Below are 16,768 nucleotides of genomic sequence, written 5' to 3'. Positions count from 1 at the left end.
TAAATATGAACGAACTTAATATTATTCCTCTGCACCATCGTGGTAAAGTGTAAAATAATTCAAATCATTACTTTTGATGAACGTACGAGAATGGGCTGGTCGTAAGATGCTTGTAATCCCGCAAGAAAAAAAGAAGCCAATCCTTCCCAAAGGGAAGCGATTGGCTTTTTCCATGAGGAAAATTCTATATGGATGGAGGATGGAAACAGATTCAGCATGGCCACCGGCAAAAGAAACCGGGTTGAGCTTCTTACAGATCGTAGTACAGCTCGTATTCTTTCGGATTGACGGTGCGCTCTACTTGTTGGATTTCACCACGCTTCAGGGAGATCCAGCTATCGATCAGCTCTTTCGTGAAGACGCCGCCCTCCAGCAAGAATTCATAGTCAGCTTCCAGAGCATTCAAAGCTTCCTCAAGAGAGCCAGGTGCGCTCTTGATTTCGTGTTTTTCTGCATCGGACAGGTCGTAAATGTTTTTATCCATTGGACCAAAGCCCATTTCACGCGGGTCCAGCTTGCGCTTGATTCCGTCCAGACCAGCCATCAGCATGGCAGCGAAAGCCAGGTATGGGTTGGCCGTGGAGTCAGGCGTACGGAACTCGATACGGGATGCTTTCGGTGTAACAGCAGCTACCGGGATACGGACTGCAGCAGAACGGTTACCTTTCGAGAAGACCAGGTTGACTGGAGCTTCGTAGCCAGGAACCAGGCGTTTGAAAGAGTTGGTGCTCGGATTGGTCAACGCGATCAGGGCCGGTGCGTGGTGCAGGATGCCTCCGATGTAGTGCAGAGCAGTTTGGCTCAGGTTTGCGTATCCACCTTGCTCGTAGAAGAGAGGGGTGTCGCCGTCGAACAAGCTTTGGTGTACGTGCATGCCGGAACCGTTGTCGCCCACGATAGGTTTTGGCATGAAAGTAGCGGTTTTGCCGTGTTTGGCAGCTACGTTGCGCACGATGTATTTGAACAGCAAGAGGTTGTCAGCAGTGCGAGTCAAGGTGTCGAAGCGGAAGTTGATCTCGCCTTGACCTGCAGTGGCTACCTCGTGGTGATGACGCTCTACGTACATGCCTGCTTGGGTCATCAGGGTGCACATTTCGTTGCGGATGTCTGCTTGTGTGTCAGTAGGCTGTACCGGGAAGTAACCGCCTTTGTTGCGCACTTTGTAACCGAGGTTTTGTCCTTCTTTTCCTGTGTTCCAGAACGCTTCCTCCGAATCGATGTGGAAGAAGGAGCCGGATGGACCGGAATCATAGCGCACGGAGTCAAACAGGAAGAATTCGGATTCAGGACCAAAGTAAGCTGCGGTAGCTACGCCCAGTTGCTGCAGATAAGCTTCTGCTTTCAGTGCGATGCCGCGTGGGTCGCGATCGTAGGCAGTGTAGTCAGGGTTTACGATGTTACATACGATGTTCAGCGTTTTGGCTTCCACGAAAGGATCGATGAAGGCAGTCGCCGGATCAGGCATGGCCACCATGTCGCTTTCTTCGATGGATTTATAGCCGATCAAGCTGGAGCCGTCAAAAGCGACACCGTTGCGGAATGTGCCTTCATCTACAGCATAGGCAGGAATGGTAACGTGGTGCTGGCGGCCGAGCAGGTCGACGATGCGGAAGTCGACATATTCGACTTTTTCAGACTCAAGGGTGGACAAGACTGTTTTCATATCCAAGAGAAACACTCCATTCACGAATTATTTTTATTTGATGAAATTTAAAGTTCGTTTTTACGCGTTATTTTATATTTGGAATTATATCGACAACTCCCATCGTTCGTCAAGAGGTTTTGTTACATTTCGTGTTAGGATTTCTAACATTATATTGCGGGCTTTTGAAAAGAGTTCCGTTTCTGTAGAATATAGACGAACTGTTTTTAGCTAAAATTGGATGCCACAATCATTTTGCGGAGGGGATACCGAATGAAGGTACTGGTCTTGGGAGCAGGAGGAATTGGGGGTTATTTCGGAGGGCGTCTGGCAGAAAAAGGAGTCGATGTAACCTTTCTCGTTCGGGAACGCAGGTACAGAGAGCTTACGGAGAGAGGGCTTCGCATCCAGAGCATCCATGGCGACTTCCATCTGGAGCAGCCGCAGCTGATCAAGGCAGGGGAAGCGGCGGGACCGTTCGATGTGGTCCTGCTGTCGAACAAGGCTTATCATCTGGCGGAGAGCGTCCGCGACATCGCTCCCTATGTAGGGGAGCAGACGGTTGTCATTCCTCTGTTGAATGGGATAGCGCACATGGAGCTTTTATGGGAGCGGTTCGGCCAGGGACGCGTGCTCGGCGGATTGTGCTTCATCGAGACGACATTGAATGCGGACGGCGACATTGTTCAAACGAGCTCTACCCACGATACGGTGTTTGGCGAGTGGGAAGGCGGAATGAGTGAACGAGTCATGCGAATTGCAGAGGCGTTTTCCGGTATCAACGGTTCCATGCGGGCGAGTGAGAACATCCAGCGCGATGCATGGCAAAAGTATTTGTTCATCACGACCCTGTCAGGAATTACGACCTTGATGAATGCTGCTGTCGGACCGATCCGTGATTCCAAATACGGCATAGACCTGACGCGCCAGCTTGCGGAAGAATGTGCTGCGGTGATTCGGGCGCTGGAAGCACCGATCCGTGCCGATATCGTCGACAAGCAGATGGAGACATTCCAAAATCAAGGGGCTGCCATGAAATCGTCCATGCTCCGCGATATGGAGAAAGGCTTGTCTGTAGAAGCGGATCACCTGCAAGGCTATCTCCTGGACCACGCACAGCGACTGGGCTTGTCCACACCTCTGCTGAAAGTGGTTTACAATAATTTGAAGGTGTATGAACAGAAGCTAAGCGAGAGCAAATAAGGTATAATAGGTGGGCGAGACGCCATTAGAATGATTAGGAGGGGTATAGATGGAAGTCATCAAGATTTCCCCCCGCGGATATTGCTACGGTGTCGTAGATGCCATGGTACTGGCACTTCGGACAGCGCAAAACTTTGACCTTCCTCGCCCGATTCACATTTTGGGCATGATTGTACACAATGCCCATGTCGTCGAGGCGTTTGAACAGCAAGGAATTAAAACGCTGGATGGGGAAGACCGGCTAGCCCTGCTTGATCAGGTGAATGAAGGCACGGTCATTTTTACGGCCCACGGCGTATCTCCGGAAGTTCGGAAAAAAGCGCGTGAGAAAGGTCTAACTGTCGTGGACGCGACCTGCCCGGACGTCACCAAGACACATGACCTGATCCGTGAGAAAGTGGCGGAAGGCTACCATGTCCTGTACATTGGCAAAAAGGGACATCCAGAGCCGGAGGGAGCGATCGGCATCGCGCCTGACCACGTTCATCTCGTGCAAAAGGTAGAGGATCTGGACGCGCTGCAGGTCCCGACTGACAAGCTGATTGTGACCAATCAGACGACGATGAGCCAATGGGATGTGAAGCATCTCATGGATGCGATCGTCAACCGTTTTTCCCGCGTCGAAGTTCACAACGAGATCTGTCTGGCCACCCAGGTGCGCCAAGAGGCAGTGGCGCAGCAGGTAGGGGAAGCGGAGCTGTGCATCGTAGTAGGCGATCCGCGCAGCAACAATTCGAACCGCCTGGCTCAAGTGTCCGAGGAAATTGCCGACGTCCCTTCTTATCGGATCGCGGATCTTTCGGAGCTGGATATCGAGTGGATCAAAGGCAAAAAGAAGGTAGCGGTCACCTCGGGTGCTTCTACACCGACGCCGCTGACCAAGGAAGTCATCAGCTTCCTTGAACAATTTGACGAAAACAACCCAGAGACATGGGAAAAGAAACGCACCGTCAACATGGCGAAAATATTGCCGGCGGTCAAATAGGAGAGCTTATATGTCAGGATCACTTTCTGGCAAAACTCCAGGGGGCGCTGCAGGGGGATTTCTCAGTTTCAGCGCCCTCTATCTTTTTATTTACTACGGGTTTGGCGCTTTTTCTCCGCTCATCACCCAGTATTACAAAGCCATTCATCTCACGGGAACGCAAATCGGCATGATCAGTGCTGTTGCGCCGATTGTTTCGATCATCGCCCAGCCGATGTGGGGATACATCTGTGACCGCTTCCAAATCAGGAAGACCGTCCTCTTTGGGACCCTGCTCGCTTCCGGTTTGGTGGGGCTCATGTTTTCTACTGTTTCTACTTATGCATTTGTCTTTGTCTTATATATTCTCCTGTCCTTTTTTCAGAGTGCGATCATTCCGATTTCTGACAGCCTGGCACTGGGGTACGTGAAAGTGAACCAGCTGCAATTCGGAGATATACGCCTGTGGGGAGCAGTCGGATTTGCACTTGCTGCCTTTCTCACTGGGCTGCTGGTGGAGAGGTTTGGGCCATCTGTTCTGTTTTACTCGTACTGCCTGGCGTTGATCACCGCGATGCTGTTCCTTATGAGACTGCCTGTGGAAGTGAGCGAATCTTCCCGCTTTACAGTCAGCGTGTTCAAGGGGATGAAGCAACTCTTGCGCATACCGCGGTTTGTGCTTTTTCTGCTTGCTTCCTTCTGCATGTTTGGTGCCGTAAATGCCAATAACATCTGGTTTTCCTTGTACTATCAGGAGATTGGCGGGACTGTTGCCGGCGTGGGACTCGCTTTTCTGTTGTTCGCAGGGAGCGAGGCGCCGTTCATGAAGCTGGTGGGCTATTTCGTCAGACGCTGGGGGCTGGAGACCACGCTTCTGTTGGCAGCGACCTTCTCAGCCATCCGTTGGTTCTGGTACAGCTCTGCACCGAGCACGACGGCCGTTCTCATCCTGTTCTTTATTCAGGGGATATCGGTGGGATTTTATTTGGCCACGGCAGCGCAGTTCGTCCGGGAAAATACGCCCGCTTCCCTTCAAGTGACAGCGCTTGCCGTCTTTTTCTCGGTAGGAAGCGGGCTGGGCACGATGCTGTGCAATCTGCTGGCCGGATGGATCAAGGACGAGTTTTCGACACTTGCGATCTACTTGTTTTTCGGAGCGGTGACTACCCTTGGGCTCATTCCGCTTTGCGTGATCAAGTTTGGTCCCTGGAAGCAAGCCCGGCAAGAGCAAGAATCGGGAGCTACTCTATAATCAGCATGCCCTGATACCCTGTCTCCGGATAGCCGGGGTAATCAGACACGAAAGAGAATTGTCCTTTTTTCTCAGCGGCAAATTGAAGCATCGTGGATTGGGTCGGCTTCAATTCCGTAGATGAAACATTCAACTCGCGAATGGCGAGGTTATGCGGGCGCGTGTCCGTATTGACGACCATCAAGGTCACACGCTCCCCTTCCCGCACAGAAATACGGTTTGGGTAAAAAGCCTGCGCTGGAAATCGTGACGGTCTGTGAACGCTGCGCCGCTGCGTAGGAAGTATGTAAACGATATTGGTGATGCGTCCCGAGTAGCGTTAACGTAACAGCCAATGCGATGAGGGGATAGCGTAACTGCCGGAACCGTAGACGAGTCATTTCACTTCAGCTCCTTTTTCGGGCATATTCCCCTATTATCCTGTCCTCGTAAGGTTTTGGATAAACAAGAAAAAATAGAAGGGACGTTGGCTGTCGTTCATGCATCCCGTGCCGGCAAGCACTTTTGTCAGGGCGTATAAAATTGTAATAGTCGAGTATATTGAAGTAATCCTATTTTTGTTGTAGGATTACTTTAATTTCTTTCATCACAATTTTCACTATTTTTAGCGCCTAAGACAAAGGAGAAGAGAGCGATGAAATACGGCTTTTGGTTACCGATTTTTGGTGGATGGCTCCGAAATGTAGAAGACGAACATATGCCCCCGACGTTTGAGTACGCCAAAACGGTGATCCAAGCAGCAGAGCGCTGGGGATACGACACGACTCTGATTGCTGAGCTGTACCTGAACGATATAAAAGGACCTGAGTCCGACTCGCTGGAGGCGTGGTCGACTGCTGCTGCGCTGGCAGCGGTAACGGAAAAAATCGAGATCATGACTGCAGTTCGCCCTGGCTTTCACAATCCTGCGGTCACTGCCAAGATGGCGGCAAACATTGACCACATCAGCAATGGCCGTTTTACCCTGAATGTCGTGTCTGCCTGGTGGGAAGAGGAAGCCCGTCAATACGGCGGCATTTTCACCGAGCATGACGAGCGCTATGAGCGGACCATGGAGTTTCTGGATGTACTGAAAGGTCTCTGGACCGAAGAGGTTTTCAGCTACAGTGGGAAATATTACGACATTCAAGACGCCAAGCTGGCTCCGAAGCCTGTTCAGCGTCCAAATCCCATCTTGTACGCAGGCGGAGAAAGCGAGCGCGGCAAGCAAGTCATTTCGGCCACATGTGATGCGTATGTGATGCACGGGGGCACGACGGAGGAAGTCGCGAAGAAGATTCACGATATGAAAGAGCGCCGCCAGCAGACGGACAAAGTACCGTTCTCCTCCTTTGGCATGGCAGCCTATGTCATCTGCCGACCGACAGAAGAAGAAGCGAAGGAAGAACTGGCACGAATCACGGATGTAAAAGAATCGAGCGGTTACGCAGGCTATCAGGATTTCATCAACAAATCGCAGCTCGAACAGCAAATTCAATTGCGCGATTATTCGGTCTCAAACCGTGGCTTGCGACCAAATCTGATCGGGACGCCGCAGCAGATCGCAGAACGCATTTTGGCTTATGAAAAAGCAGGTGTCGATTTGCTCTTGCTTCAATTCTCTCCGCAGCTCGAGGAAATGGAGCGCTTCTCCAAGGAAGTCATGCCGCTTGTTGAAGGTCTGCGTGCAGCGCAGCCAACTCTATCCTAGTCCAGCCCGAAAGTCGGGAAGAGAAACGTATAAGAGGAGAATGAAGCCATGAAAAAGATCTACGTCATCCACGAAAATAGCGAATGGACCGTTCACTTGACCAAGCGACTGGAAGAGCTGGGCCTGCCATACGAGGAATGGCATCTGGACGAAGGCTCTGTTGATTTGACAGAGGAACCGCCGGTTGGCGTCTTCTACAGCCGGATGAGCGCTTCCTCCCATACGCGCGACCATCGCTTTGCACCCGAGCTGACTTCCGCTGTCCTGAATTGGCTGGAGAGCAATGAACGCAAGGTATTTAACGGGTCGAGTGCACTTCGTTTGGAAGTGAGCAAGGTTGCTCAGTACCTGGCTCTGGCCGGGCACGGAATCCGCACGCCGCGCACGATTGCGACGGTAGGCAAGGAGCAGCTTCTGAAAGCGGCGAAAGCCTTTGAAGGCAAATCGTTCATCACCAAACACAACCGTGCAGGAAAAGGTCTCGGTGTGCAATTGTTCCACTCCCTGCAAGGACTGGAGTCGTACGTGAACGGTCCGGACTTTGACGAACCGGTGGATGGGATCACTCTCATTCAGGAGTACATTCAAGCTCCGCAGCCGTTTATCACGCGTTGTGAATTCGTGGGCGGCAAATTCGTCTACGCAGTGCAGGTAGACACTTCTGAAGGCTTCGAGCTGTGCCCGGCAGACGCATGCCAAATCGGCGACTTGTTCTGCCCGGTAGGCGAGGAAGTGCCGACCAAGCCGAAGTTCCAGATCGTGGAGGGCTTCCAGGACCCGATTATTGAGAAATATGAGAGCTTCCTGGCGGCAAACGGCATCCAAGTGGCAGGAATCGAGTTTATCCGCAATCAGGACGGCCAAATCTTCACCTATGACATCAACACCAACACCAACTACAATTCGGATGCAGAAGCGGCAGCAGGCGTCTACGGCATGCTGGAAGTGGCGAAATTCCTCGGCCGCGAGCTGGCAAACGTCGTGGACACCGAAAAGGTAGAAGTATAAAAACAAAGAGGCAAGCTGTGAAAGTCCCCTGAATAACAGGGGGCTTTTTTGTGCTGCAGCCTGCGCTCAAACAAACAGGTGTAGAAGGAAGTAAATGGCGGCGGCGATGACGGCAGAGATGGGGAGAGTGATAAACCACGTGATGACGATGCGTTTGGCAATCCCCCAGTTCACCCCTTTCAGCCGTTTCGCCGCGCCGACTCCCATGATGGCCGAAGAGATCACATGCGTAGAGCTAACCGGCAAACCCAATTGAGTGAAGGTGAAAATAATGGAGGAAGAAGCGAGATCTGCTGTCGCTCCATTGATCGGCTCGATTTTCGTGATTTTGCCACCCACCGTTTTGATGATTCTCCAACCGCCTACGGAAGTCCCCAGCCCCATGGCCATGGCACAAATCAGCTGTACCCAAAACGGAATGGTATTCGCGTCTGCCTGAAGCTCAGCCGCTACCAGTGCAAATACGATGATGCCCATCGCTTTTTGGGCATCGTTGGTCCCGTGGGTAAAGGATTGAAGGGCGGCGGTGAAAATCTGAAAATAGCGAAAGCGCCGATTGACTTTGGAAGGAGGGGTGGCCACCCTGCGAAACAAAAAGTAAAACACATTCATCAGGATGTAGCCACCCACCAGTGCAATGACAGGGGAGATAATCAAGCCTTTAAAGATCTCCGCAAAACCGCTCCAGTTGATTTGCCCGGATCCGGCAGAAGCGAAAACGGCACCGACGACAGAGCCGATGAGCGCATGGGAGGAGCTGCTCGGAATTCCGTACCACCACGTGATGAGATTCCACAGGATGGCTGCGAGCAAGGCGGCAATGACGACGAGGACTCCGTATTCCAGCTTGGCAGGGTCCGCGATTTTGCCACCGATGGTTTTGGCGACACCGGTAAAGGTCAAGGCTCCAACGAAGTTCATGATCGCAGCTAGCGTGATGGCAATCCGTGGCGGCAATGCCTTGGTAGATACGGTAGTCGCGATGGCGTTGGCGGTATCATGAAAGCCGTTGATGAAGTCAAAGGAAACGGCGAGAATAACGACAGCGAAGATGAAGGGAAGACTCGTATGCATGGGCTGTGTCTCCTTGCGTTATGAGTTGCTCATGATGACCGTCTCCATCGCATCAGCGACATCCTCGCAGTGGTCCATCACTTCCTCAAGAATCTCGTATATTTCCTTGAATTGCATGATGTGAATCGGGTCAGAGCTGGAGCGGAAAAGCGCACGAATGCTGTGGCGGACCAAGTCATCTCCCTTGCTTTCCAGATCGTTGATGCGAATGATGTACTCGCGCATGCCTGATAGCTTTTGCTCCTTCAATAATTCCATGGCGAGCAAAATTTGCTGGGAGGAGTCTTCGATGATCTGACCGAATTTCACCATCGTTTCGTCTGGCGCCATGATGTCATACATGTAAAGACGGGATGAGCATGTTTCCAGTCCGTCCAGTACATCGTCCAGCTTGACGGCCAGGTCCATGACGTCCTCCCGTTCAATGGCGGTAATAAACGTCTTGTTGATGCGGATGATGATCTCATGAATCATCTTGTCACCCTTTGATTCGTATTCCTTCATGGTTTCCGCAAAGGTTTGCAAAGTTTCCATCGAAGAGATTTTATATTCATTGAAATAGACAGCTGATTCGTGGACATTTTTCGCAATCTCGTACAGGTCTTCAAGCAATGCGTCTGTTTTTGTAAAAAGCATGGCAACCTCCGCTTTGAGTCCGACTAGGAGTATTTTGGTTGGAGGAGGTGCGGATTATGCACGGAGAACGCATTTACAGGGAGAGCATCATCCAAGCCATGTAGACCGCGACGCCCCACATGATGAGGGCAGATGCCATATTCAGCCCGCCCAGCAGTTTTCCGGAAGAGTCCAACCGGCCAACCGTGCGCCCAGCCAAGCTGAGGCTGAAGAACCATAGGCAGGATACCAGGATGCAGGCAAGGGTAAATCCCCATCTTTCTCCTCCGGCATAGCTGAGCGAGCTCGTTCCGATTACGCCGATCGTGTCCAGTATGGCGTGCGGATTCAGCAAGGAGACGGAAGCGGCAAACATGATCTGGCGCTTGGGGGAAAAGCGTTCTGCATCCTGGGAATCAACAGAGGGCTTATTGCGCCAAGTCAAATACCCCATGTATAGCAAAAAGCAAACGCCTACCGCATACAAGACCATTTTCAGCCAAGAGACCGTCAAGACGACGAGAGAGACACCCAGAACGGCGAGAAGGATGAGCAAAGCGTCGCAGACAGCAGCGGTGATGACGACCGGAATGGCACGCCACAGTGTCGGTTGTACAGCTCCTTGATTAAAGATGAATACATTTTGAGCCCCGAGAGGCAAAATTAGTCCGAATGCAAGGATAAATCCATGCAGCATCGCTTCTATCACGATGGCTCCTCCTTTAAATGGCATTTCAAATTGCCTGTTTTCGTCCATTATGACGGGAGGCTCATTTGCTGTCTCCAGCCAATTGGTTTACTTTCAGACCAACCAATTTGTACAATGGATGGAGCGGAGGGGATCATCACATGCTCACAATCGACTGGAAGCCTGACAAATCATCGGATATTCCGGTGTTTATGCAAATCGTCGCTTACATAAAAGGGAAGATCGCTGCCGGGGAATGGCCGGTGCGCAGCACGTTGCCTACGCAGCGTGCCCTCGCGCAGGCCTTTGGCGTAAACCGCAGTACTGTCGTGACGGCACTGGAGGAATTGAAGGCAGAGGGCCTGATCGAATCGACGGTGGGAAGCGGAACGAGCGTCAGTAATAACACATGGTCTCTGCTGCAGCCTGTCTCCCCGCCGGATTGGCTGGGATACGTTCAAGCGGGAGCTCACCCGGCCAATACGACGACCATACAGGATATCAATCGGTACGAGCCGGATCCGCGCTACATCCGGCTAGGGACAGGGGAGCTGTCACCAAAGCTGCTGCCGACCATAAAGATGGAAGACATGTTGAGCGGGATGCGAGGAAAAATGGCCCATCTCGGCTACGCCGAGCCCAAAGGCCTGCTGCCTCTTCGACAAGAGATCAGCCGTTATCTGCGGACTCGCGGAATAGAAGCTTCCCCGTCTTCTATCCTTGTCGTCTCAGGCGCCCTGCAGGCTTTGCAGCTGATCTCTCTCGGCATTTTGCAAAAAGGATCGGCTATTTTGCTGGAGCAGCCCTCCTATTTATACTCCCTGCCTTTGTTTCAAACATCAGGGATGCGATTGGTAGGAGTGGCGATGGATCAGGACGGGATTCGCCCGGATGCTTTGGCACGGCAAAAGCAGCTCCATCATGGCGCCTTGCTCTACACCATACCTTCGTACCACAATCCAACGGGAATTCTCATGAGTGAACAGAGGCGGGAGCAACTGATGTCCGTCTGTGCACGGGAGCGGCTGCCGATTTTGGAGGATGATGTCTATGGAGAGTTGTGGTTTGATCAGCCGGGCCCACTGCCGCTGAAATCGCGTGACTCGAACGGACAGGTGCTGTACTTGGGGAGTTTGTCCAAGACGCTCTTTCCTGGACTGCGGATCGGCTGGATTGTCGGGCCGGAGCCAGTCATCGAGCGGTTGGCTGATGTGAAGATGCAATCCGATTACGGCGCCAGCAGCTTGTCCCAGTGGGTGGCAGCGGAATGGCTGTCTTCCGGAAATTACGAGCAGCATATCGGGGAGGTTCGCTCTGCCTTGCGCAAGAGAAGGGATCGCATGGTCGACCTGTTGAACCGATGGTTTTCTGATCTGGCCGATTGGGAGATTCCATCCGGAGGGTTTTACATTTGGCTCAAGCTGCGCTGCGCTGTATCGATGCGTTCTTTATTCAACAAGGCACTGGCAGAGGGGATTTTGCTCAATCCCGGTTATGTGTACGATCAGACGGACAGCCGCCACTTGCGGTTATCCTACGCCTACGCTGACGGGGAGCAGGTGGAATATGCACTGTCTGTATTGGCTCGGCTGCTGAAGACATAGCGAAGGGACACCCTGATCGGATGTCCCTGTGATGATGCCCTGGATCAATGATAAGGGAACTGAGTCGAGTATCCGCTGAATTGCTGATTGGCCTGCTGCAGCTTTTGCTGCTCGGCTGCCTCCAGCTTGTACCAGCCTTTTCGGAACATCAGTTCATACGCTTCGCGAGCGCTTTGGTGAGTCTCGTTCAAGATTTGCAGAAAGTCCTGATGCAGCTGTTGGTGGCTGGCCTCCCAGACTGCCACATTGAGACTGTCCGCCAAATATTTGCACGTAGACAGACAATCGTTCATGAAATCACGGTCGTTCATCTGCGGACCCTTTACCTGTGGCAGCTGACCAGTTTGCGGATTGGCGATTTGATTTTGATTTGGCATCCGGATTCCTCCCTTACTGCATTTGGGGTTGCTGCTGTTGGGATTGAGTCTGCGGGATCGTCGCCATTACGGCGGCATTGTTGTGCTGAAGGTGCGTCAGCAATTTTTGATAATGCTGCTGGTGCATGCGTCCCGCTTTGTCCAGGCATTGCTTGACTTCCGGATCAGTAGCTTGCTGAGCAAAGAAGTGGAGCTTCTTGAACGCATCCAGCTCCCATGACAACGCATCCTTCAAATAACTCAAGTCCTTTGACGTGATGACACGAGGAGGCTGTGGAATCGGTGCTTGCGTAAAAGGCGTGGAAGACATGATGGTTGGCATCAGACTTCTCCTTTCGTGTGGGGGATACACGTATAGGATGGTCATCAGCCGAACAACTATCCTCTGTGGATTGCAGGCAAAAAAGGATCCGGCTGATTAGGCCGGACCCTCGTGTGCACTCATCCATTGGCTAGCTCCAGACCGGCTATTTTCACATCGATGCTGGCTGGAGAAATGTTGAGGCAATAGCTGGTTTCTTTGTACAGGGCTTGCTGAATCTCCCGTGCCACCGCGGGAATGTCCGTTCCGTAGCGGAGCTTGAGCGTCAGAGTGACTTGGAGTCTGGGTAGATCGACAAAGGTGTACTCTGTTTTTTGAATCTGGTGTACCTCATCCAATTCATTGCAGGTTCCCTCCACGATTTTGCGAAGGACCTGCGGGTGAATCACAATGCGGCCTCCTGAAAAAGGAGGATGGACGACGGTCGTTTCACCGATGACTTCCTTTTTGGAGGAAAAGATTTGCTGGGCTGACGAGACGAGTCGCTGCAAGAAATCTTTCTCGACCTCCACGCGCGGGATCGGAATGACGTGCTTGCCCATCGTCTCGCGGACATAACGGGCTGCCTCGATTTCCTGAGGAGGCTTGATGGACTCGATGGGGATATACTCGATCGGCGAGGTTAGCCCCAGTGCTTCTACGATGCGCTCGATCATCCGGCGAGAAGTGCCGAGGATGAGAATGCGGCCGGGCTGCAGCTGCTGCAGCATGCGGCGAACATCTGAAGCATGTTCATCATAATGAAAGATTGCCCGTTTCACAGCCTGAATTTTGGTCTTCTCGTATTTGGCGGAGGTCCCAGCCACCTTGCGACCTTGGTAGATGAGAATACCATCGTCGATAATGGCGTCTATGTTCATTCGATGTGCAAGCTCCAGAGCGCTGGAGCTTTTTCCAGTTCCGCTAGTTCCGTACAAGGCGTATATTTCCATGGGTACCTCCTTCGATGATGCTGTCTTCCTAGTATACATGACTGACGGAAAACCAAACAGCTAGTGATGTTCGGCGCCCATTTCCCGCGATCGCTCTGTAGCGCGGAGGATGGCAGAAGTTACCGCCTTCTGGAACTGATACGCCTCCAGCACCTCAAGTCCTGCTTGGGTCGTTCCGCCTGGGCTGGTTACCTTTTTACGGAGCAGCGCAGGCTCTTCGCGAGTGTCCATCAGCATGTGCGCGGCTCCGAGGAGGGTTTGCAGTGTCAGCTGCCGTGCCATTTCCCGGTCCAAGCCAGCAGCAGCGCCTGCGCCCATCATCGCTTCGACGAGGTAGTAAATATAGGCCGGGCCGCTTCCGGAAAGGCCTGTCACGATGTCGAGCTCTTCTTCTGCGACGGTATAGACTGTCCCGATTGCTTCGAACAGGCGGGTGGCCAGCAGGAGCTGCTCTTCGGTCACGAATTGGTTTGCTGCAAGACCTGTTGCCGACAAGCCGACAGCGGAGGATGTATTCGGCATGCTTCGGATGATGGGACAATTCACGCCGAGCCACTCTCCGATCAAGGTGGTGGAGACTCCGGCAATGACGGAAATCACCAGCTGACCGGGATGCACGGCTCCAAACAGTTCCTTGAGCGCTTCCCCCGAATCCTTGGGCTTCATCGCCAGAATCAGAATATCGGAAGATCGGATCACATCCATTTTGTCATGAGTCGTGTGCACGCCGTACATGCCTGCGAGCTGATCGAGTCTTTCCGAATTGCTGCGATTGGTCACATAAATTCGGTCAGAGGAGAACAGCCCTTTTTTCAAAATGCCGGACAACATAGCCTCCACGATGGAACCTGCACCGAGAAAGCCGATTCGTCCTTCTATAGAACGAGCTTGCTGATTGTTCATGGTTGATTCCCTCCCGTTGGACTATCTGATTTGTCCGGTTCCGCGTACGACGTATTTATAGGAAGTGAGGGCGGGCAATCCCATTGGCCCCCGCGCATGAAGCTTTTGGGTGCTGATGCCGATTTCTGCGCCAAAACCGAATTCGCCCCCATCTGTAAAACGAGTGGACGCATTATGATAAACAGCAGTGGCATCGACTACAGCGAGGAAACGCTGTGCGGACTCGCTGTCCTCGGTGATGATGGCTTCAGAATGCCCCGTGCTGTGGAGCTGGATGTGTTCCAGGGCGTCCTGAAGACTGTCGACGGTGCGAACGGCCATGATAAGTGTAGAGTACTCGGTATCCCAATCTTCGGGAGCAGCTTCCTTCAGCTTGTCAGCCAGACCGGGGTGGAGGGCTCTCGTTTGTGCGCAAGCCCGCAGCTCGACCCCGGCGAAGAGTAATTGCTCCAGCAGGGAACGCTGATGCTCGAGAGCCCAGTCCTTGTGCAAAAGCAATGTCTCGGCCGCGTTGCAAACGGCAGGGCGGCTCGTTTTGGCGTTGAGGACGATGGGTTCGGCCATTTCATACGAGGCGTTGGAGTCGATGAAAATGTGACAGTTGCCCACGCCCGTTTCGAGGACCGGAACACTGGATTGCTGAAGCACGCGCTGGATGAGTCCGGCACCGCCGCGCGGAATGATGACATCGATCAATCCGTTGGCCGTACACAAGATATCGACGGAAGCATGTTCTTCATAAGGGAGGTACTGGACCGCGTCTGCAGGCAGGTCGCTTTTTTGCAGCGCCGTGCGTACGCTGGCGACCAATGCGAGATTGCTTTGGACGGCGCTGTAGCTTCCGCGAAGAACGATGCTGTTTCCTGTTTTCAATGCAATCGCTGCAGCATCGATGGTGACGTTGGGACGCGCTTCATAGACCATACCGATGACGCCGAGCGGCACCCGGATTTGTTCGATGATCAGACCGTTTGGCCGTGTCCAGTGATCGAGAAGCTGACCGACCGGATCCTCCAGGTGAACGAGCTGCGTCAGTCCATCGACCAGATCGCGAATCCGGGAGGGTGTCAGACGGAGTCGATCCAGATAGGAAGCAGGCTGGCCGTCTGCCTGGGCGCGAAGCAAATCTTGTTCATTCGCTGCCAGGATGGCGGCTTCGTCAGCCAGCAGCTGCTCGGCAATCAGGCTCAAGGCCTTATCTTTTTCGCTTCGACTGAGCAAGGCCGTTTGCCGAGATGCCTGCTTTGCCAGCGACAATTGTTCCAGCACTTTGGTTTTCAATCTTTCCATGGATTTCCCCAGCTCCTTTTTTCTCTCTACCTGACATGTATGTTTTCTCTGGCTTGGCAAAGCCACGTTTGTTGCCATTGCTCGCCGTTGCTCCTAAATCAAATGGTCTGTGACCATTGGTCGCGATGAATCACGGTACCGCTGCGTCGCGACTGCGCAGCAGGGGATAACAGCTCCTGCAATTCCTCGGCCGCGTATCGGCTGACACCACGCCCGATCAACGATCCCTCGCAGTATACTTCGATGACTTCGTTCGGTCCGAAGCTGCCTGCAACGTCGCGCACACCTGCCAAAAGCAAACTGCTGCGTTTTTTCAGAATCGCTTCGGCTGCACCGCCGTCGATTGTGATGGAGCCGCGAATAGGGGAGTGCAACGCGATCCACTGCTTTCGCGTAGGCAGTCCGGTAGATGCAGGTGCTTCCGGACGGTAGCTGACGTAGGTTCCGTTCCCATTTCCATTCAGGACACCGAGCAAGTCATCAGGCTGATTCAATTTTCCGATAAAGCTCGGAATCCCAAGGCCCTGCGCAGTCTTGGCGGCGATGAGCTTCGAGCGCATGCCCCCTGTACCCAAAGTTGACGCGCCACCTGCGAGCGCTTCGACTTCTTCGGTAATCTCTTGCAGCCAGGAAATGCGTTTGGCAGCAGGATTGTTTCGAGGGTCCTGGTCGTACAATCCATCGGTGTCGGTGAGAATCAGATAGAGATCGGCGTGAATAAGGCCAGCCACCAATGCACCCAGCATATCGTTATCACCAAAAGTGAGCTCGGCTACGGAGACCGTATCGTTCTCGTTGATAATCGGCAGAATGTTTTTATCGAGCAGCAGCGACAGTGTCTGAAAGGCGTGCTGGTATCGCTCGCGATCGGAAAAGTCCCCTCGGGTCAACAGGATCTGGGCCACGCTGAAGCGATGGGCAGCAAACATCTGCGTATAGGTTTGCATCAGCAGGCTTTGCCCGATAGCAGCAGCAGCTTGTTTGGCAGCAAGAGTGCGGGGGCGCTGCTGATAACCGAGACTCTGATATCCGCTGGCGACAGCCCCGGAGGAGACCAGCACCACCTGATGTCCCGCTTCCCGCAGCGCACTAACCGCTGATACGAGCAATGTCATTTTGTTCCGGTCCACACCGCCGCTTGACGCAGCCAGGGAGCTGCTTCCGACTTTTACGACCAACCGCATTTTGCCCTTTTTCATCTTCG

The 16,768-nt window shown here is 52.9% G+C and carries 17 protein-coding genes; 6 read left to right on the top strand and 11 right to left on the bottom strand.

The window, feature by feature from the left end; genetic code table 11:
• Nucleotides 1-250 precede the first annotated feature (250 nt).
• Entirely contained in the window at nt 251-1,669 is a 1,419-nt protein-coding gene (glnA, locus tag JNE38_RS26740; RefSeq protein WP_203354089.1) for a type I glutamate--ammonia ligase, read from the bottom strand.
• Between the two features lie 246 nt (nt 1,670-1,915).
• Between glnA and panE the strand changes: the two genes are divergently transcribed.
• From panE to JNE38_RS26725, 3 genes are read left to right on the top strand one after another with little or no spacing between them, the layout of a single operon-like run.
• Nucleotides 1,916-2,845, top strand: coding sequence for a 2-dehydropantoate 2-reductase (panE, locus tag JNE38_RS26735; RefSeq protein WP_203354088.1), 930 nt, complete (start codon nt 1,916-1,918; stop codon nt 2,843-2,845).
• Nucleotides 2,846-2,894: 49 nt separating this feature from the next.
• Complete coding sequence (locus tag JNE38_RS26730; protein ID WP_203354087.1) at nt 2,895-3,830, top strand: 4-hydroxy-3-methylbut-2-enyl diphosphate reductase; 936 nt, start codon at nt 2,895-2,897, stop codon at nt 3,828-3,830.
• A 10-nt stretch (nt 3,831-3,840) separates the two neighbouring features.
• Nucleotides 3,841-5,061, top strand: coding sequence for an MFS transporter (locus JNE38_RS26725; RefSeq protein ID WP_203354086.1), 1,221 nt, complete (start codon nt 3,841-3,843; stop codon nt 5,059-5,061).
• Here the strand turns inward: JNE38_RS26725 and JNE38_RS30860 are convergent.
• A complete protein-coding gene (locus tag JNE38_RS30860; RefSeq protein WP_238933760.1) occupies nt 5,051-5,242 on the bottom strand; it encodes a cupredoxin domain-containing protein in 192 nt (63 codons plus the stop codon). The two genes, JNE38_RS26725 and JNE38_RS30860, sit on opposite strands and share 11 nt — an antisense overlap.
• Before the next feature lie 453 nt (nt 5,243-5,695).
• Here JNE38_RS30860 and JNE38_RS26715 point away from each other — a divergent pair, with 453 nt between their 5' ends.
• Both JNE38_RS26715 and JNE38_RS26710 read left to right on the top strand, forming a co-directional pair.
• Nucleotides 5,696-6,751, top strand: coding sequence for an LLM class flavin-dependent oxidoreductase (locus JNE38_RS26715; protein ID WP_203354085.1), 1,056 nt, complete (start codon nt 5,696-5,698; stop codon nt 6,749-6,751).
• 48 nt (nt 6,752-6,799) lie between these two features.
• Nucleotides 6,800-7,759: an ATP-grasp domain-containing protein gene (locus tag JNE38_RS26710; protein WP_203354084.1), complete on the top strand. Its 960-nt coding sequence runs from the start codon at nt 6,800-6,802 to the stop codon at nt 7,757-7,759.
• A 66-nt stretch (nt 7,760-7,825) separates the two neighbouring features.
• Here JNE38_RS26710 and JNE38_RS26705 read toward each other — a convergent pair whose 3' ends face one another.
• The 3 genes from JNE38_RS26705 to JNE38_RS26695 form a co-directional block, all read right to left on the bottom strand.
• Nucleotides 7,826-8,833 (bottom strand): inorganic phosphate transporter, encoded by a 1,008-nt coding sequence (locus JNE38_RS26705; protein WP_203354083.1) that lies wholly within the window; start codon nt 8,831-8,833, stop codon nt 7,826-7,828.
• Between the two features lie 18 nt (nt 8,834-8,851).
• Nucleotides 8,852-9,469: a DUF47 domain-containing protein gene (locus tag JNE38_RS26700; RefSeq protein WP_203354082.1), complete on the bottom strand. Its 618-nt coding sequence runs from the start codon at nt 9,467-9,469 to the stop codon at nt 8,852-8,854.
• A gap of 73 nt (nt 9,470-9,542) precedes the next feature.
• Nucleotides 9,543-10,157 (bottom strand): LysE/ArgO family amino acid transporter, encoded by a 615-nt coding sequence (locus tag JNE38_RS26695; RefSeq protein WP_203354081.1) that lies wholly within the window; start codon nt 10,155-10,157, stop codon nt 9,543-9,545.
• 140 nt (nt 10,158-10,297) lie between these two features.
• Here JNE38_RS26695 and JNE38_RS26690 point away from each other — a divergent pair, with 140 nt between their 5' ends.
• The gene (locus tag JNE38_RS26690) at nt 10,298-11,740 is read left to right on the top strand and encodes an aminotransferase-like domain-containing protein (RefSeq protein WP_203354080.1); all 1,443 of its coding nucleotides are present in this window, start codon (nt 10,298-10,300) and stop codon (nt 11,738-11,740) included.
• Nucleotides 11,741-11,784: 44 nt separating this feature from the next.
• Here the strand turns inward: JNE38_RS26690 and JNE38_RS26685 are convergent, their stop codons facing one another.
• The 6 genes from JNE38_RS26685 to proB form a co-directional block, all read right to left on the bottom strand.
• Nucleotides 11,785-12,117, bottom strand: a complete 333-nt coding sequence (locus JNE38_RS26685; protein ID WP_203354079.1) for a spore coat protein — start codon at nt 12,115-12,117, stop codon at nt 11,785-11,787.
• 13 nt (nt 12,118-12,130) lie between these two features.
• Entirely contained in the window at nt 12,131-12,439 is a 309-nt protein-coding gene (locus JNE38_RS26680) for a ferritin family protein (RefSeq protein ID WP_203354078.1), read from the bottom strand.
• A gap of 119 nt (nt 12,440-12,558) precedes the next feature.
• Complete coding sequence (locus JNE38_RS26675) at nt 12,559-13,371, bottom strand: Asp23/Gls24 family envelope stress response protein (RefSeq protein ID WP_203354077.1); 813 nt, start codon at nt 13,369-13,371, stop codon at nt 12,559-12,561.
• A 60-nt stretch (nt 13,372-13,431) separates the two neighbouring features.
• Complete coding sequence (proC, locus tag JNE38_RS26670) at nt 13,432-14,274, bottom strand: pyrroline-5-carboxylate reductase (protein ID WP_203354076.1); 843 nt, start codon at nt 14,272-14,274, stop codon at nt 13,432-13,434.
• Nucleotides 14,275-14,295: 21 nt separating this feature from the next.
• Nucleotides 14,296-15,642 (bottom strand): glutamate-5-semialdehyde dehydrogenase, encoded by a 1,347-nt coding sequence (locus JNE38_RS26665; RefSeq protein WP_203354075.1) that lies wholly within the window; start codon nt 15,640-15,642, stop codon nt 14,296-14,298.
• Between the two features lie 20 nt (nt 15,643-15,662).
• Nucleotides 15,663-16,763: a glutamate 5-kinase gene (proB, locus tag JNE38_RS26660; protein ID WP_203354074.1), complete on the bottom strand. Its 1,101-nt coding sequence runs from the start codon at nt 16,761-16,763 to the stop codon at nt 15,663-15,665.
• Between the last annotated feature and the right edge of the window lie 5 nt (nt 16,764-16,768).

Source organism: Brevibacillus choshinensis, assembly GCF_016811915.1.
In the GTDB taxonomy this organism is placed as follows: Bacteria; Bacillota; Bacilli; order Brevibacillales; family Brevibacillaceae; genus Brevibacillus; species Brevibacillus choshinensis_A.
Note: the sequence above shows the minus strand (reverse complement) of the source record. Positions and strands in the feature narration are given on the sequence as shown.

Coding starts and splice junctions, on each gene's coding strand:
- panE (WP_203354088.1), top strand. CDS start 1,916: ATGAAGGTACTGGTCTTGGGAGCAGGAGGAATTGGGGGTTATTTCGGA.
- JNE38_RS26730 (WP_203354087.1), top strand. CDS start 2,895: ATGGAAGTCATCAAGATTTCCCCCCGCGGATATTGCTACGGTGTCGTA.
- JNE38_RS26725 (WP_203354086.1), top strand. CDS start 3,841: ATGTCAGGATCACTTTCTGGCAAAACTCCAGGGGGCGCTGCAGGGGGA.
- JNE38_RS30860 (WP_238933760.1), bottom strand. CDS start 5,242: ATGGTCGTCAATACGGACACGCGCCCGCATAACCTCGCCATTCGCGAG.
- JNE38_RS26715 (WP_203354085.1), top strand. CDS start 5,696: ATGAAATACGGCTTTTGGTTACCGATTTTTGGTGGATGGCTCCGAAAT.
- JNE38_RS26710 (WP_203354084.1), top strand. CDS start 6,800: ATGAAAAAGATCTACGTCATCCACGAAAATAGCGAATGGACCGTTCAC.
- JNE38_RS26705 (WP_203354083.1), bottom strand. CDS start 8,833: ATGCATACGAGTCTTCCCTTCATCTTCGCTGTCGTTATTCTCGCCGTT.
- JNE38_RS26700 (WP_203354082.1), bottom strand. CDS start 9,469: ATGCTTTTTACAAAAACAGACGCATTGCTTGAAGACCTGTACGAGATT.
- JNE38_RS26690 (WP_203354080.1), top strand. CDS start 10,298: ATGCTCACAATCGACTGGAAGCCTGACAAATCATCGGATATTCCGGTG.
- JNE38_RS26685 (WP_203354079.1), bottom strand. CDS start 12,117: ATGCCAAATCAAAATCAAATCGCCAATCCGCAAACTGGTCAGCTGCCA.
- JNE38_RS26680 (WP_203354078.1), bottom strand. CDS start 12,439: ATGCCAACCATCATGTCTTCCACGCCTTTTACGCAAGCACCGATTCCA.
- JNE38_RS26675 (WP_203354077.1), bottom strand. CDS start 13,371: ATGGAAATATACGCCTTGTACGGAACTAGCGGAACTGGAAAAAGCTCC.
- proC (WP_203354076.1), bottom strand. CDS start 14,274: ATGAACAATCAGCAAGCTCGTTCTATAGAAGGACGAATCGGCTTTCTC.
- JNE38_RS26665 (WP_203354075.1), bottom strand. CDS start 15,642: ATGGCAACAAACGTGGCTTTGCCAAGCCAGAGAAAACATACATGTCAG.
- proB (WP_203354074.1), bottom strand. CDS start 16,763: ATGAAAAAGGGCAAAATGCGGTTGGTCGTAAAAGTCGGAAGCAGCTCC.